Below are 13673 nucleotides of genomic sequence, written 5' to 3' on the forward strand. Positions count from 1 at the left end.
GCGGAGGCCGGTCAACTCATACTTGGAGGTGCTTACTGATGTTTAACGTCTCAACGTGGCAGATGGAATTTGGTACTGATTCTGCCTTTATCTATGCGCTCATTCTTGGTTGTATCATCGTACTGCTTTATGTCTGGTTTAAGAGGAAGCGTTCTTAATTGCTTTGTCGCCGATATCGGTTCGATAAAATAATCCAGTTGTTGTTTTTTCCTGCAGCTGGTCATAGACTTTTTGCTGCGCTGTTTTAAGGTCCTCTGCGCGCTCAGCCACGAGGACCACACGGCCTCCTGCGGTGACAAGGTCATCTTCCTCGGTTTTCACTCCTGCCCAATAAACCGACGTCTGCCTTGAGAACTGCAAGTGAGAGACAGATATTCCTTTTTGGTAACTCGCTGGGTATCCTTCCGCGGCTAAAACAACGCCGACTACAGCGTCATCGGACCATTCAAGCTGAGGCTCGCCGCCAGCTACCAGCTCACTCAACACTTCAGCAAGATCAGAGGTTAAGCGCGGCAGCACCACTTGTGCTTCCGGATCGCCAAAACGAGCGTTAAATTCAATCACCTTTGGCCCTTCTGTTGTCATCATCAGCCCTGCATATAAAACGCCTGTAAACGGCCGCCCTTCTTTAACCATGGCCTGCGCTGTCGGTTTTAAGACGCGTTCGACGGCTTCATCTACATCAGCGCTCGTAAACTGCGGGACTGGAGAATAGGCGCCCATGCCGCCGGTATTTGGACCTTGGTCTGCATCATAAGCGCGTTTATGGTCTTGAGCACCAACAAGAGGAACGACCGTCTCACCATGAACGAGAGCCATTAATGACAGCTCTTCCCCTTCTAAATACTCTTCGATCACCACTTGGGCCCCGGCTTCGCCAAATTTCCCGTCCAGCAGCACATCAGCTAGAGCTTCTTCCGCTTCTTCAAACGTCATTGCCACCGTCACACCTTTGCCTGCTGCCAGTCCGTCGGCTTTAATAACAATTGGCGCACCTTGATTTTGCACGTGCTGAACCGCCTCATCATACGAGGTCGTTACATAATAAGAACCGGTCGGAATCTGATACTGCTCCATTATGTTTTTGGCAAAAGATTTGCTGCCTTCAATTTCAGCTGCTTTCTGATCTGGCCCGAAGACACGGAAACCGGCAGCTTTGAAATCATCTGCTAAGCCATTTAAAAGAGGAGCTTCAGGCCCAATTACTACTAGGTCAGCTTCGAGTTCGCGGGCAGCTTGAATGAGCCCTTCGTGGTCGGTTTCTTTGATATCAAGAATCATCGCCACATCTTTCATGCCTGGGTTTCCGGGAGCAACCGCTACACGCGCTTTCCCTTCAGCCAATTTGGCAGCAACAGCGTGTTCGCGGCCACCGCTTCCCACTACGAGAATGTTCATTGCATACGCTCCCCTTCCGATTCCAAATTCTCAACTTCAGTTAAGCCAGCTCTTCTAGGGAAAATCCTATCTACATGTTGCGAGCCCTTTCTTACAAGAACCGTTCTTTCAGTATACTTGTTTTAATGCTTAAAATGACGCATGCCTGTGCAAATCATGGCGATGCCGTGTTCGTTTGCAGCCTGGATGGACTCTTCATCACGGATAGAGCCGCCCGGCTGGATAATTGCAGTGATTCCCGCTTCAGCAGCTGTTTCTACTGTATCTTTCATTGGGAAAAAGGCATCTGACGCCAGCGCGCTGCCTGCCGCTTTTTCGCCGGCTGCTTCAATAGCAATCGCTGCTGAACCGACGCGATTCATCTGCCCGGCACCAACACCGACCGTTTGATTGTCTTTAGCTAGCACGATCGCGTTTGACTTGACGTGTTTCACGACCGACCAGGCAAGTTCCAGGTCTTTCATTTCCTGCTCGCTTGGCTCGCGCTCCGTTACTGTTCGAACCTCGGCGTCCTTTAAGCCAGAGCGGTCTTCGTCTTGCACAAGTAGCCCGCCGTGAATCGAGGTCAGCTGTTGTTCAGCTACGGTCGATGCCGCGACTTCGAGAGTTAATAAGCGCAAGTTTTTCTTTTTCTGCAAAAGCTCGAGCGCTTCATCGGAAAATGACGGCGCTATGATAATTTCCAGGAAAATTTCTTTTAACTGTTCGGCAGTGGCCTGGTCGACTTCACGGTTAAAGGCGACAATGCCGCCAAAAATCGAGACAGGGTCGGCTGCATAAGCACGCGAGAACGCATCTGCAACTGAAGCTGCGATGCCTGTTCCGCACGGGTTCATATGCTTAACTGCCACAGCTGCTGGTTGTTCAAATTCTTTCACAAGCGCTAACGCCGCTTCGGTATCATTAATGTTGTTGTAAGACAATTCTTTGCCGTGCAGCTGCTTGGCGTTAGCAAGCGAGCTGTTCGGGCTGAGCGGCTTCCGGTAAAACGCCGCCTGCTGGTGCGGATTCTCGCCGTAGCGCAGGTCCTGAGCCTTTTCGTACGTAACGGTGTACGATTCCGGCAGCGTCTCCCCTGTTTCATTCGTTATGTATTCAGCAATCAATGCATCATAAGCTGCTGTGTGGCGAAATACTTTGGCCGCCAACTGCTGGCGCGTGGCAAATGGAATTTCCCCGTGTTGCTGCCATTCTTCTAAGACGCGCTCGTAATCGGCCGGGTCGGTCACAACTGTGACATGGGCATGGTTCTTTGCCGAAGCACGCAGCATCGCCGGGCCGCCAATATCAATATTTTCAACGGCGTCGTCATAAGTGACATCTTCTTTTGCGACCGTTTCTTTAAATGGATATAAATTAACAACGACAAGGTCAATCGGCTCGATCGCCTGTTCTTTCATTTGTTCAACGTGCTCGGAATTATCCCGTTTTCCAAGCAAACCGCCATGAATACTCGGGTGCAACGTCTTTACGCGGCCATCCATAATCTCTGGAAAGCCGGTCACCTCAGAAATGCCGATCACCGGCACATCCGCTTCTTCAAGCTTTTTCTTTGTTCCGCCGGTAGAAATCAGCTCAACGCCGCGCTCGGCCAAGCTTTTAGCAAACGGAACAAGCCCTTCTTTATCAGATACGCTTAGTAATGCTCGTTTGATTGTCATACAGATCGTACGTCCTTTCTTCTCGGCTCTTATTAAACTCATTGCTGTCGTAATGCTTTACTGCAGGGCTGGCTGCTCATCCAGATAGCACCGGTACTACAACTAGAAACTATCATTCAGCCCAAGCTGACTGTCTCTAGTTATCGCTGGGCCACACCGTCGGCCGGTTCTCTAACCGCTCCATTCTTTTTTCCCCCATAACTGCTGCAGTGTTTCCGGATACAGCCGATGCTCAACCGCTTGAATCGCGCGCGTGAGCGAAGCTAGCGAATCAGTCGGATGAATGCGCACCGCTTCCTGGGCGATGATCGGACCGGTATCCATCCCTTCATCGACGTAATGAACCGTAACCCCGCTCACTTTCACACCCGCTTCCCAAGCCTGGCCAATCGCATCTTTCCCAGGAAAGGCCGGCAATAAAGAAGGGTGAATATTAATGATACGTCCTTCGTACGCTTCCAGCAACGTCTCTCCCATGAGGCGCATATAGCCGGCAAGCACGATCGTTTCCACCTCATAGGCTTGCAGTATTGCCAAGACGTCTTCCTCATACGCTCGTTTATCAGCGTAATCACGCGGCATCCGTACTGCTGTCGCTACGTCGTATCGTTCTGCGCGCGCAAGCACACCCGCATCCGCGCGATTGGAAAAGACGAGTACCGGCTCAACATCCAAGCGCCCATCAGCCACTGCTTCCAATATCGCTTCGACATTGCTGCCGCTGCCTGAGGCAAATAAAGCAATCCGTGTCATTCGCTCACACCCTCTATTTTACAGCCTTCTCCTTCTGTTACGCGCCCGATTATAAATGCTCCTTCGCCAACCTCTGTAAGTGTGCGCACAGCCTGCTCTGCTTCTTCAGCAGCAACCGCTGCGACTAAACCTATTCCCATGTTAAACGTACCGTACATATCCACATCACTCAAGCTTCCCTGCTCCTGCAAAAACGAGAACACCGCCGGCTTTTCCCAATTGTGGGGGTCAACCACTGCCCCGCTCCCAGCAGGCAGCATGCGCGGAATATTCTCGAAAAAACCGCCCCCGGTCACGTGTGCCATCCCTTTCACGTCAAGCGCTCCTTGCAGAGCCTGGACAGCCCGTACATAAATTTTCGTAGGCTCGAGCAGTTCTTCTTTTAACGGCCGCTTGAACGGTTCGTACACCTCATCTAAATTCAGCTCAGCTTCATCAAGCAGCACGCGGCGCACGAGCGAAAAGCCATTGCTGTGCAGACCGGAAGAAGCGATGCCAATCAGCGCGTCACCGGGTACAATCCGTTCACCGGTGATAAGGTCCGACTTTTCACAAGCCCCGACCGTAAAGCCGGCAATGTCATACTCGGCTGGCTCGTACATGCCCGGCATTTCCGCGGTCTCCCCGCCGACGAGTGCGCAACCCGCTTCCTCGCAGCCATCTGCCACTCCCTTTACGATTGCTTCAATCCGCGCTGGCTCCTGCGCGCCTGTAGCGATATAGTCGAGAAAGAAAAGCGGTTCGGCGCCTTGAACGGCGATATCGTTCACGCACATGGCGACAGCATCTTTTCCAATCGTATCATGCTTATCGGCCGCAAACGCCAGCATCAGTTTCGTTCCCACACCGTCTGTACCGCTTACGAGCACGGGTTGTTTGTATGGAAGGGCTGAGAGGTCAAACACGCCGCCAAATCCGCCGAGGCCACCCAAGACTTCCGGGCGCACGGTGCGGGCAACATGTTGTTTCATGCGAGAGACTGCTTCGTAGCCGGCTTCAACATCAACACCGGCTCGTTTGTAGGCTTCAGACATTTGGGATGCTCCTTTTCAAATGGTTAGGCTTTTTCATGCGGATGAATCGTATCATCGTAAATCCGCGTCGGATACTCCATCGTAAAGCAGCCGAGACACTGGCCGCAGTTCGCGGAAGCATCATCGCGGCCGATGCCTTCTGTCATGCCGTCGATTGATAAAAAGGCGAGTGAATCGGCTCCCATCATTTGCCGCATTTCTTCGGTCGTATATTTGGCCGCAATCAGTTCAGCTTTTTGCGACGTATCAATTCCGTAAAAACACGGGCTGATGATCGGCGGTGAACTGATGCGCACGTGCACTTCTGTCGCGCCTGCCTCTTTTAACAGCCCGACGATGCGGCGGCTGGTCGTGCCGCGCACGATCGAGTCATCGACCATGACGACGCGCTTTCCTTCCACGACACCACGGACAGCAGAAAGTTTCATTTTTACGCCTTGTTCGCGCAGTTCTTGCGAAGGCTGGATGAAGGTGCGGCCGACGTAGCGATTTTTAATCAAACCGAGTTCATACGGAATCGAGGCCTGCTCGGCGTAGCCGATCGCAGCCGAGATCGAGGAATCTGGGACACCAGTCACCACATCCGCTTCAATCGGTGCTTCGTCGGCTAGCGTTTTGCCAAGCCGTTTTCTGGCTGAGTGAACATTGACTTTATCCACGTTGGAATCCGGTCTGGCAAAGTAGACGTATTCCATGCTGCAAATCGCGCGGTCATTTGCTTCAGTGAAATGATCAATGTGCATGCCGTTCTGGTCAAAGCTGATCATTTCACCGGGCTGGACTTCGCGTTCAAACGTGGCGCCGACCACATCAAACGCACACGTTTCCGACGCGATGACATAAGCATCGCCAATCCGGCCGATCGAGAGCGGCCGCAGCCCATGCGGGTCAAGCGCAATAATCAGTTCGTTTTCAGTCATGACTGAAAAGGCATATGCTCCTTCAATGCGGTGGAGCGCTTCTTTCATCTGGTCGCGCAGGCGGACGTGCGTGCTCTTTTTGATTAAATGCGCCAGCACTTCCGTGTCAGACGTCGATTGAAAAATACTTCCGGCTTGTTCGAGTTCAGCTTTTAGTTTATGGGCGTTGACTAGATTGCCGTTGTGGGCAATAGCAAGACCGCCTGTCTGCGACTGAAAGTGAAGAGGCTGGCAGTTAATCAAGCCGCCGCCTCCAGCTGTGGCATAACGAACATGGCCAAGAGCTGTATCGCCGGTTAGCTTATCAATGTCCCCTTCTTTAAAAGCTTCAGTCACAAGCCCCAATCCTTTATGGACTTGCAAATGCATGCGATCGCTCGTAACGATGCCCGCTCCTTCCTGGCCACGGTGCTGCAGGCTGTGCAGGCCGTAGTACGTAATCGGAGCCGCTTCCGGATGCCCCCAGACTGCAAAAATGCCGCATTCTTCGTTTAAGCCTTTGATTTCACCATACATGGAATTGCTCCTTTCCAGGACTGTTCCAACTGTTCTCGGCTAATATTCACAAGCGTGTCTCCGGCCGGTGTCGTAATATGAAGGTTCTCTGTGGAAGTGACGCGTCCGATTTCAAAAACATCAGGCAGAAGCTGTTCAAACTGGTCGCGCTTTTCAGCAGGCACGGTGAGTACGTAGCGGGATTGGCTTTCAGAAAAGAGCAGGCTCGCATCCTCATCAAAGCTGATTTCCGCGCCCAATCCTTCTGTGCCACCCATGATGCCTTCGCTGACCGCAACGGCCAGGCCGCCTTCCGCAATATCTTGCGCGGAAGCAACCACACCGGCTTGAATGGCTGCAAGCACGTTTTCCTGGCGTTTGGCTTCCACGTCCAAATCAATCGCCGGCGCCGGGCCAAAAATGCTGCCTTCCTGCATTTGCTGCAGTTCACTGCCGCCAAACTCAGCTTTCGTTTCACCGAGAACGTAAATGATATCTCCGTCGGCCTTAAAGCCAGAAGTGGTACGGTGTTCGATATTTTCGACAAGCCCGACCATGCCAATTACAGGTGTTGGATAAATAGAACCGTTTGGCGTTTCGTTATAAAGCGAAACATTTCCGCCTACAACCGGCGCGTTCAGCTTCGCGCAGGCTGCGCTCATGCCGTCGATTGACTTTTCAATCTGCCAGAAAATCTCCGGCTTTTCCGGGCTGCCGTAATTCAAGCAGTCCGTGATGCCGAGCGGGCGTCCGCCGCTTGCAACAATATTGCGCGCTGCTTCAGCCACGGCAATCTGGCCGCCACGTTCCGGGTCGAGGTAAATGTAACGGCTGTTTCCGTCGGTTGTAAGTGCGATTCCTTTGTCGGTATCTTTAATGCGGAGGATCGCTGCGCCAGCGCCAGGTGCAACTGCAGTGTTTGTCTGCACCATATAGTCATACTGGTCGTACACCCACTCTTTGCTTGCGATCGTCGGGCGGGCGAGCAAATCGACGAGTGTTTCTTCCGGTTTCACATCAGCCGGAGCCCACGGCGTTTGCGCTTGAAATTCTTTATAGTAGGCAGGAACAGCGGACGGCGGATTGTATTCTGGCGCATCTTCTGCAAGCGCATCAACTGGAATATCAGCCACGGTTTCGCCGTTATGGCGCAGCGTCAGGTGCTGCTTTTCGGTTACAACGCCAACTTCAACCGCATGCAACTCCCAATGCTCACAGATTGCTTTCATTTCGTCTTCTCGGCCTTTTTCCACCACAATCAACATGCGTTCTTGCGATTCAGACAGCATCATTTCATACGGAGTCATCGCATGTTCACGCTGCGGTACATGGTCAAGATTCATTTCGATGCCGTAGCCTGCTTTACTGGCCATTTCCGCTGAGGAAGAAGTGAGGCCGGCCGCGCCCATATCTTGAATCCCGATCAAAGCGTCGGACTGAATGATTTCCAGGCAGGCTTCAAGCACTCGTTTTTCTGTAAACGGGTCACCGACCTGCACGGACGGGCGCTTGCTTTCAGATTCTTCAGTCAGCTCTTCTGATGCAAAGGTTGCTCCGTGAATCCCGTCACGGCCTGTGCTCGCGCCGATGTACATCACTGTATTGCCAGCACCTTGCGCGACTCCTTTTTGCAAGTCTTTCTGGTCAATCAAACCGACACACATCGCATTGACAAGCGGATTTTCTTTATAGCACGGGTCAAACTGAACTTCGCCGCCGACAGTCGGCACGCCGACACAGTTGCCATAACCGGCTATTCCAGCAACCACTTCTTCAAACAAATAACGAACACGCGGCGTATCGAGCTCACCGAAACGTAACGAGTTAAGAAGCGCAATCGGGCGGGCGCCCATGGAAAAGACGTCGCGCAAAATACCACCGACTCCGGTTGCAGCGCCCTGGTAAGGCTCTACCGCAGACGGGTGGTTGTGGCTTTCAATCTTAAACACGGCCGCCTGCCCGTCGCCAATGTCGACCGCACCCGCGCCTTCGCCCGGACCTTGCAGGACGGCTTCACTTTTGGTCGGGAATTTTTTCAATACATTTTTCGAATGTTTATAGCTGCAATGCTCTGACCACATAACCGAAAACAAACCGAGCTCGGTATAATTCGGCAGGCGTCCGAGAATCTTTTCAATATAAGCAAACTCTCCGTCTATTAAGCCCATTTCTTGATAGACTTTTTCTTCTTTGATCTGCTGTGCTGATGGTTCAAGTTGTAACGACACGAGATTCCCTCCAATGCTTATACATAGATTCAAATAACGCGAGGCCATCCTTCGAACCGAGCAGCTCTTCTACAGCTCGCTCCGGATGCGGCATCATGCCCAGCACATTGCCTGCTTGGTTGCGAATGCCGGCAATACCGGCGCGGGATCCATTCACATCATCTTCATACGTAAATACGATCTGCCCGTTTTCTTTTAAAGAGGCCAGTGTCTCATCGTCGCAATAGTAGTTACCGTCACCGTGAGCCACCGGCACTTTGATTGTTTCTCCAGCTTGATAATCTTGTGTAAATAGAGAAGAATTCTCCTCCACACGCAGCTCCACCTGTCGGCAAATAAACTTCAAGTCTTTGTTTCTCTTCATCGCCCCAGGCAAGAGACCGGCTTCTAAGAGCACTTGAAAGCCATTGCACACGCCTAGCACAGGCTTGCCTTTCTCTGCTTCTTCCACCACGCTTTCCATCACCGGGGCAAAGCGGGCAATCGCGCCTGAACGCAAGTAGTCGCCATATGAAAAGCCGCCAGGAATGAAAATCGCGTCATACTCCGCTACGCTCTTCTCTGTATGCCGAACAAATTCCACGTCAGCGCCAATTCCTTTCTCGAGCGCATAGTACATGTCATGGTCACAATTCGATCCTGGGAAAACGAGTACAGCCGCCTTCATGAAGAGACCGCCTCCTCAACCGAGAAAGAATAATCTTCAATGACCGGATTGCAAAGCAGTTTTTCACACATTTCTGTCACGCGTGCTTCTAGATTTGGCCCTTCTTCGACTTCAACCACGATCCATTTACCGACGCTTACTTCCTGCACCTCGTCATAGCCAAGCGCGTGTAAAGAACGAGCTACTGCACTGCCTTGCGGGTCTAATACGCCTTCTTTCAACGTGACATAAACATGGACTTTTTTCATGATACGCTGCCTCCCATACGTTCTAGAATTTGCTCATACGTGTCAGTAAGTTCACCAAGACCGTAGCGGTACACATCTTTATCCAGTTTCTCGCGTGTCTGTTCATCCCAAAACCGGCATGTATCCGGCGAGATTTCATCGGAAACAACAAGCTCCCCGTCTTCCGTTAACCCAAATTCCAGCTTGAAATCTACGAGAAGGAGTCCAGCTGCGCGAACGGCAGCGGTGAGTGCCTCATTCGTCTGAAGCGCCAGCTCCCGCATCTGCTTCAATTCAGGCGGGGTGGCTGCTTCCACAAGCCGGATATGATCTTCATTTAAGAGCGGGTCGCCAAGCTCATCATCCTTGTAATAATACTCGACAATCGGTTGAGTGAGCTCCCTGCCTTCCGCAATCCCCGTGCGGCGCTGCAAGCTGCCGGCTACAATGTTTCTGACCACCACTTCCAACGGCAGAATCCTTGTTTTTTTCACCAACTGCTCTGTCGACGACGTGCGCTCAATAAAATGCGTCGGCAATCCCGCCGCATTCATTTTTGCAAAGAAAAGCGCAGAGAGTTCGTTATTCAAGCGGGCTTTACCGGCCACCTCATCCATTTTTTCCCCATTGAATGCGGTCGCCTCGTCTTTATACTCAACACGCAATACGTTCGGGTTCTCCGTTTGAAATAACTTCTTCGCTTTTCCTTCATACAATAATCCGTCAGCACCCATGCGGACCCCTCCTCGCTAGAATTCAAGTTTACGCTTAGCCTGCTAGTCTTCTAAGCCTGCGCGGCGGAACAATTCATCCACTTGTTTCATATGATGGTTCTCATCAAAGCACTCATTTAAATCTTCTGTAGAAAGTACATCCGTAATTTCTGGTTCTGCTTCAACCAGCTCCCGGAATGGCACACCTTTCTCCCACGCTTCCATCGCTTTTGGCTGCACGAGATCATATGCTTTTTCCCGGACCATCCCTTTGTCGATTAACGTCAGCAGTACCCGCTGTGAATAGATTAAGCCGAACGTTTTATCCATGTTTGCTTTCATGTTCTCTGGATAAACCGTGAGCTTATCTACAATGCCGGTAAAACGGTTCAGCATGTAATTCAGCAGAATGGTGCTGTCCGGTAAAATGACCCGTTCTGCCGACGAATGAGAAATGTCACGTTCATGCCAAAGTGGCACATTTTCAAAAGCCGTCTGGACGTGGCCGCGAATGACACGGGCAAGCCCGGTCATATTCTCCGATCCGATTGGGTTGCGTTTATGCGGCATGGCTGAAGACCCTTTTTGGCCCTTGGCGAAAAATTCTTCAGCTTCGCGCGTTTCCGTTTTTTGCAGCTGGCGAATCTCTACAGCCATCTTTTCAATCGAGGTGGCAATGAGCGCCAAGGTGCTTACGTAATGAGCATGGCGGTCGCGCTGCAAGGTCTGGGTGGAGAGCGGAGCTGCTTCAAGTCCGAGCGCGTCACAGACGGTTGCTTCAATCGCCGGCGGAATATTGGCGAATGTGCCGACAGCGCCGCTCATCTTGCCAACGCGCACGCCTTCAGCCGCTTCGTCGAACCGTTTTAAATTCCGCTTCATTTCGTCATGCCAGAGCGCAAGCTTCAAGCCAAATGTTGTCGGTTCAGCGTGAACGCCGTGGGTACGCCCCATCATAATCGTATATTTATGTTCTTTTGCTTTATTAGCCAATACGTCAATAAACCGTTCCAGGTCTTTTCGCAATATGTCATTGGCTTGTTTTAATAAGTAGGAAAGAGCAGTGTCGACAACATCGGTCGAAGTTAAGCCGTAATGTACCCATTTCTTTTCATCGCCAAGCGTTTCCGATACCGCCCGGGTAAAAGCCACCACATCATGGCGCGTTTCTGCTTCAATTTCATGAATGCGTTCGACAGCAAATGAAGCATGGGCGCGAATTTTTTTCACGTCTTCTTCAGGAATATCTCCTAGTTTCGCCCACGCTTCACAAGCTGCGATTTCTACTTCCAGCCAAGCGTTATAGCGGTTTTCTTCTGTCCAGATGCTTCCCATTTCCTCTCGTGTATACCGTTCGATCATCTCTTCTCTCCACTCCTAGCCATTAATAGTTGTTGGCGCGTCCCATACGGTGAGCCGCTCCGTTTCTTGGATTGCTTCTTCAATCGAGGCACCGATGACATTTACGTGGCCCATCTTGCGGCCGGGACGAGCCTCTCCTTTATCATACAGATGCACGAAGGCACTTGAAAGTCGTGGAAGCTGTTCGTTGAGCGGTTGCACATGTTCACCGAGCACATTCGTCATCACAACCGGGCGGGTCATCTCCGGCTCAATAAGCGGCCAATTGCAGATCGAGCGGATATGCTGGGTGAATTGGGAAACCGTGCAGGCATCAAGGCTATAATGGCCAGAATTATGCGGGCGCGGTGCCAATTCATTTACGTAAATTTCTTCGTTTTCTGTGACGAACATTTCAACAGCAAGCGTCCCAACAAGCTGGATGTGCCGGGCTAGCTTCTGCGCGAGTTGAACGGCTCGCTCATGAACAAGCGGAGAAACACGTGCCGGTACGAACGTTTGATGCAAAATATTATTTTGATGGTCGTTTTCAGCGACCGGAAAAACAGTCATTTCTCCGGTTGGCGTTCTCGAAACAATGACAGAGACCTCTTTGTGAAAAGGAATCCATTGCTCCATAACGAGTTCTTCGGCATGCTGCAGCTGTTTAAAAGCCTCTGCTGCTTCACGTTCACCTTCAATCACAACCTGGCCTTTGCCGTCGTACCCGCCGCGGCACGTTTTTAGCACGGACGGCGCGCCAAGTGCTTTCACTGCTTGTTCAGCTTCTGCTTCCGTACGAACGGCTTGATATTTCGCAACCGGCAGGCCGGCAGCTTCTAGTGCTTCTTTTTCCCGCAAACGGTGCTGGGTTGTTTTGAGAAGGTCTGTCCCTTGAACGAGCTTGCCAGCTTCTTCAAGCGGGCGCGCCGCCACAGCATCGACGTTTTCAAACTCAAATGTCACGACGTCACACTTGGCGTTCAAAGCAGCAATCGCTTCTGCATCGTCATAAGGCGCTATGATCTCTTCGTCGGCAATCTGCCCGGCGGAGGAATTTGCTTTCGGCTCCAGCACCACAATGCGATACCCCATTTCCCGGGCCGCAAGTGCTATCATCCGGCCGAGTTGGCCGCCTCCGAGAATGCCGATCGTTGCTCCTGGTTGAATGACAGTCATATCGTTTCACCATCCGCTTTCACTTTTTCAGCGAGCTGATCCCTGCGTTCCTGCAAGCGAGCAGCCAGCTTTTCATCAAAAGCGCTCAGCATTTGCGCAGCGAGGAGGCCGGCGTTCGTGGCGCCCGCTTTCCCAATCGCTACCGTCGCGACCGGCACGCCGGCAGGCATCTGTACAATCGAAAGCAAAGAATCCATGCCTTGCAGCGCTTTAGACTGAACCGGCACCCCGATAACCGGCAGCGTCGTTTTCGCTGCCACCATGCCCGGCAAGTGTGCCGCGCCGCCGGCTCCAGCGATAATCACTTTTACGCCCCGCTCCCGAGCCGACTCTGCATATTCAAACATCACATCCGGCGTGCGGTGTGCCGATACGACCTTTTTTTCATAAGATACATCTAGTTCATCCAATATCTCACAGGCATGGGCCATCGTCTCCCAATCTGACGTGCTTCCCATAATGACGCCTACTTCAATTGTCATGACTGTTCCTCCTTCACTGGTTGTGAGTAGCTGCTATTCAACACGTCCTCAGATTAAAAGGTCTTTAGCGCCTTTTATTAATGAAGGATCTGTTAAAGAGGGGGGAATTCTTCCTTCCATGGCCTCGCTTTCCGCGGGCGAACAGCGAGCCTCCTCAGGCTGAAGCCCTGCGGGGTCTCGCCAGGTCCGCTTTTCCCGCAGGAGTCTCGGCCATTCCCGGACATTCAACAACCTGTATCTACACTATCCTTTAACAGACCTATAAAAAAACGGGTTCCATGCTTCTCTAGTTATGAGAGAAAGCAGCAGGAACCCGGTGGTTTACCTATGTAAACTGAATATTCGACACAGCTCACATATATAAAGGTTATATGCTCTCCCTCATAGTCTAGCTATTTACGGTAGCCAGGTAGAAACTTTTGGGCCATATTCCCAACGATATATGAGGTAATTTACTTTATTTAATGAAGAACTCTTAGTTATTATTTTAGCGATTGTTAGATATATTGTCAAAGTATAATCGAATATTGATAGAAATAATTGAAATATTGTTCGGTTTTTGCTGATAACACCGT

General features: G+C 51.4%; 13 protein-coding genes and 1 riboswitch. Of the genes, 1 reads left to right on the plus strand and 12 read right to left on the minus strand.

Going from position 1 to position 13673, the window contains the following annotated elements:
- Positions 1 to 62: 62 nt before the first annotated feature.
- On the plus strand, positions 63 to 158 hold the full coding sequence (locus tag D469_RS22780; protein ID WP_420834855.1) for an EYxxD motif small membrane protein: 96 nt from the start codon (positions 63 to 65) through the stop codon (positions 156 to 158).
- Here the strand turns inward: D469_RS22780 and purD are convergent.
- The 12 genes from purD to purE form a co-directional block, all read right to left on the minus strand.
- Complete coding sequence (purD, locus tag D469_RS0111765; RefSeq protein ID WP_018923594.1) at positions 139 to 1398, minus strand: phosphoribosylamine--glycine ligase; 1260 nt, start codon at positions 1396 to 1398, stop codon at positions 139 to 141. The two genes, D469_RS22780 and purD, sit on opposite strands and share 20 nt — an antisense overlap.
- A gap of 122 nt (positions 1399 to 1520) precedes the next feature.
- Positions 1521 to 3059, minus strand: coding sequence for a bifunctional phosphoribosylaminoimidazolecarboxamide formyltransferase/IMP cyclohydrolase (purH, locus tag D469_RS0111770; protein WP_018923595.1), 1539 nt, complete (start codon positions 3057 to 3059; stop codon positions 1521 to 1523).
- Between the two features lie 171 nt (positions 3060 to 3230).
- Positions 3231 to 3812, minus strand: coding sequence for a phosphoribosylglycinamide formyltransferase (gene purN, locus D469_RS0111775; RefSeq protein ID WP_018923596.1), 582 nt, complete (start codon positions 3810 to 3812; stop codon positions 3231 to 3233).
- Positions 3809 to 4846 carry a phosphoribosylformylglycinamidine cyclo-ligase gene (gene purM / locus D469_RS0111780; protein WP_018923597.1) on the minus strand — a complete coding sequence of 346 codons (1038 nt, stop codon included), beginning with the start codon at positions 4844 to 4846 and terminating at the stop codon, positions 3809 to 3811. Before purM ends, purN begins: the two co-directional genes overlap by 4 nt.
- A gap of 23 nt (positions 4847 to 4869) precedes the next feature.
- Complete coding sequence (purF, locus tag D469_RS0111785) at positions 4870 to 6282, minus strand: amidophosphoribosyltransferase (protein WP_018923598.1); 1413 nt, start codon at positions 6280 to 6282, stop codon at positions 4870 to 4872.
- Complete coding sequence (gene purL, locus D469_RS0111790; protein WP_018923599.1) at positions 6258 to 8489, minus strand: phosphoribosylformylglycinamidine synthase subunit PurL; 2232 nt, start codon at positions 8487 to 8489, stop codon at positions 6258 to 6260. The genes purF and purL overlap by 25 nt, the downstream gene beginning before the upstream one ends.
- Positions 8473 to 9156 carry a phosphoribosylformylglycinamidine synthase subunit PurQ gene (gene purQ, locus D469_RS0111795; RefSeq protein ID WP_018923600.1) on the minus strand — a complete coding sequence of 228 codons (684 nt, stop codon included), beginning with the start codon at positions 9154 to 9156 and terminating at the stop codon, positions 8473 to 8475. The genes purL and purQ overlap by 17 nt, the downstream gene beginning before the upstream one ends.
- Positions 9153 to 9404 carry a phosphoribosylformylglycinamidine synthase subunit PurS gene (purS, locus tag D469_RS0111800; RefSeq protein ID WP_018923601.1) on the minus strand — a complete coding sequence of 84 codons (252 nt, stop codon included), beginning with the start codon at positions 9402 to 9404 and terminating at the stop codon, positions 9153 to 9155. Before purS ends, purQ begins: the two co-directional genes overlap by 4 nt.
- Positions 9401 to 10117 (minus strand): phosphoribosylaminoimidazolesuccinocarboxamide synthase, encoded by a 717-nt coding sequence (purC, locus tag D469_RS0111805; protein WP_018923602.1) that lies wholly within the window; start codon positions 10115 to 10117, stop codon positions 9401 to 9403. The genes purS and purC overlap by 4 nt, the downstream gene beginning before the upstream one ends.
- Before the next feature lie 42 nt (positions 10118 to 10159).
- Positions 10160 to 11458 carry an adenylosuccinate lyase gene (gene purB / locus D469_RS22090; RefSeq protein WP_018923603.1) on the minus strand — a complete coding sequence of 433 codons (1299 nt, stop codon included), beginning with the start codon at positions 11456 to 11458 and terminating at the stop codon, positions 10160 to 10162.
- Positions 11459 to 11473: 15 nt separating this feature from the next.
- On the minus strand, positions 11474 to 12616 hold the full coding sequence (gene purK, locus D469_RS22095; protein WP_018923604.1) for a 5-(carboxyamino)imidazole ribonucleotide synthase: 1143 nt from the start codon (positions 12614 to 12616) through the stop codon (positions 11474 to 11476).
- Positions 12613 to 13098, minus strand: a complete 486-nt coding sequence (gene purE, locus D469_RS0111820) for a 5-(carboxyamino)imidazole ribonucleotide mutase (protein WP_018923605.1) — start codon at positions 13096 to 13098, stop codon at positions 12613 to 12615. The genes purK and purE overlap by 4 nt, the downstream gene beginning before the upstream one ends.
- Before the next feature lie 364 nt (positions 13099 to 13462).
- A riboswitch (purine riboswitch) is annotated at positions 13463 to 13564 on the minus strand.
- Positions 13565 to 13673 lie beyond the last annotated feature (109 nt).

The organism is Salsuginibacillus kocurii DSM 18087, from assembly GCF_000377705.1.
Lineage (GTDB): Bacteria > Bacillota > Bacilli > Bacillales > Marinococcaceae > Salsuginibacillus > Salsuginibacillus kocurii.

What these genes read in the sequence shown, in the direction of transcription:
- D469_RS22780 (WP_420834855.1), top strand. Translation starts at nt 63, where the DNA reads ATGGAATTTGGTACTGATTCTGCCTTTATCTATGCGCTCATTCTTGGT.
- purE (WP_018923605.1), bottom strand. Translation starts at nt 13,098, where the DNA reads ATGACAATTGAAGTAGGCGTCATTATGGGAAGCACGTCAGATTGGGAG.
- purM (WP_018923597.1), bottom strand. Translation starts at nt 4,846, where the DNA reads ATGTCTGAAGCCTACAAACGAGCCGGTGTTGATGTTGAAGCCGGCTAC.
- purD (WP_018923594.1), bottom strand. Translation starts at nt 1,398, where the DNA reads ATGAACATTCTCGTAGTGGGAAGCGGTGGCCGCGAACACGCTGTTGCT.
- purH (WP_018923595.1), bottom strand. Translation starts at nt 3,059, where the DNA reads ATGACAATCAAACGAGCATTACTAAGCGTATCTGATAAAGAAGGGCTT.
- purS (WP_018923601.1), bottom strand. Translation starts at nt 9,404, where the DNA reads ATGAAAAAAGTCCATGTTTATGTCACGTTGAAAGAAGGCGTATTAGAC.
- purN (WP_018923596.1), bottom strand. Translation starts at nt 3,812, where the DNA reads ATGACACGGATTGCTTTATTTGCCTCAGGCAGCGGCAGCAATGTCGAA.
- purQ (WP_018923600.1), bottom strand. Translation starts at nt 9,156, where the DNA reads ATGAAGGCGGCTGTACTCGTTTTCCCAGGATCGAATTGTGACCATGAC.
- purC (WP_018923602.1), bottom strand. Translation starts at nt 10,117, where the DNA reads ATGGGTGCTGACGGATTATTGTATGAAGGAAAAGCGAAGAAGTTATTT.
- purF (WP_018923598.1), bottom strand. Translation starts at nt 6,282, where the DNA reads ATGTATGGTGAAATCAAAGGCTTAAACGAAGAATGCGGCATTTTTGCA.
- purK (WP_018923604.1), bottom strand. Translation starts at nt 12,616, where the DNA reads ATGACTGTCATTCAACCAGGAGCAACGATCGGCATTCTCGGAGGCGGC.
- purB (WP_018923603.1), bottom strand. Translation starts at nt 11,458, where the DNA reads ATGATCGAACGGTATACACGAGAGGAAATGGGAAGCATCTGGACAGAA.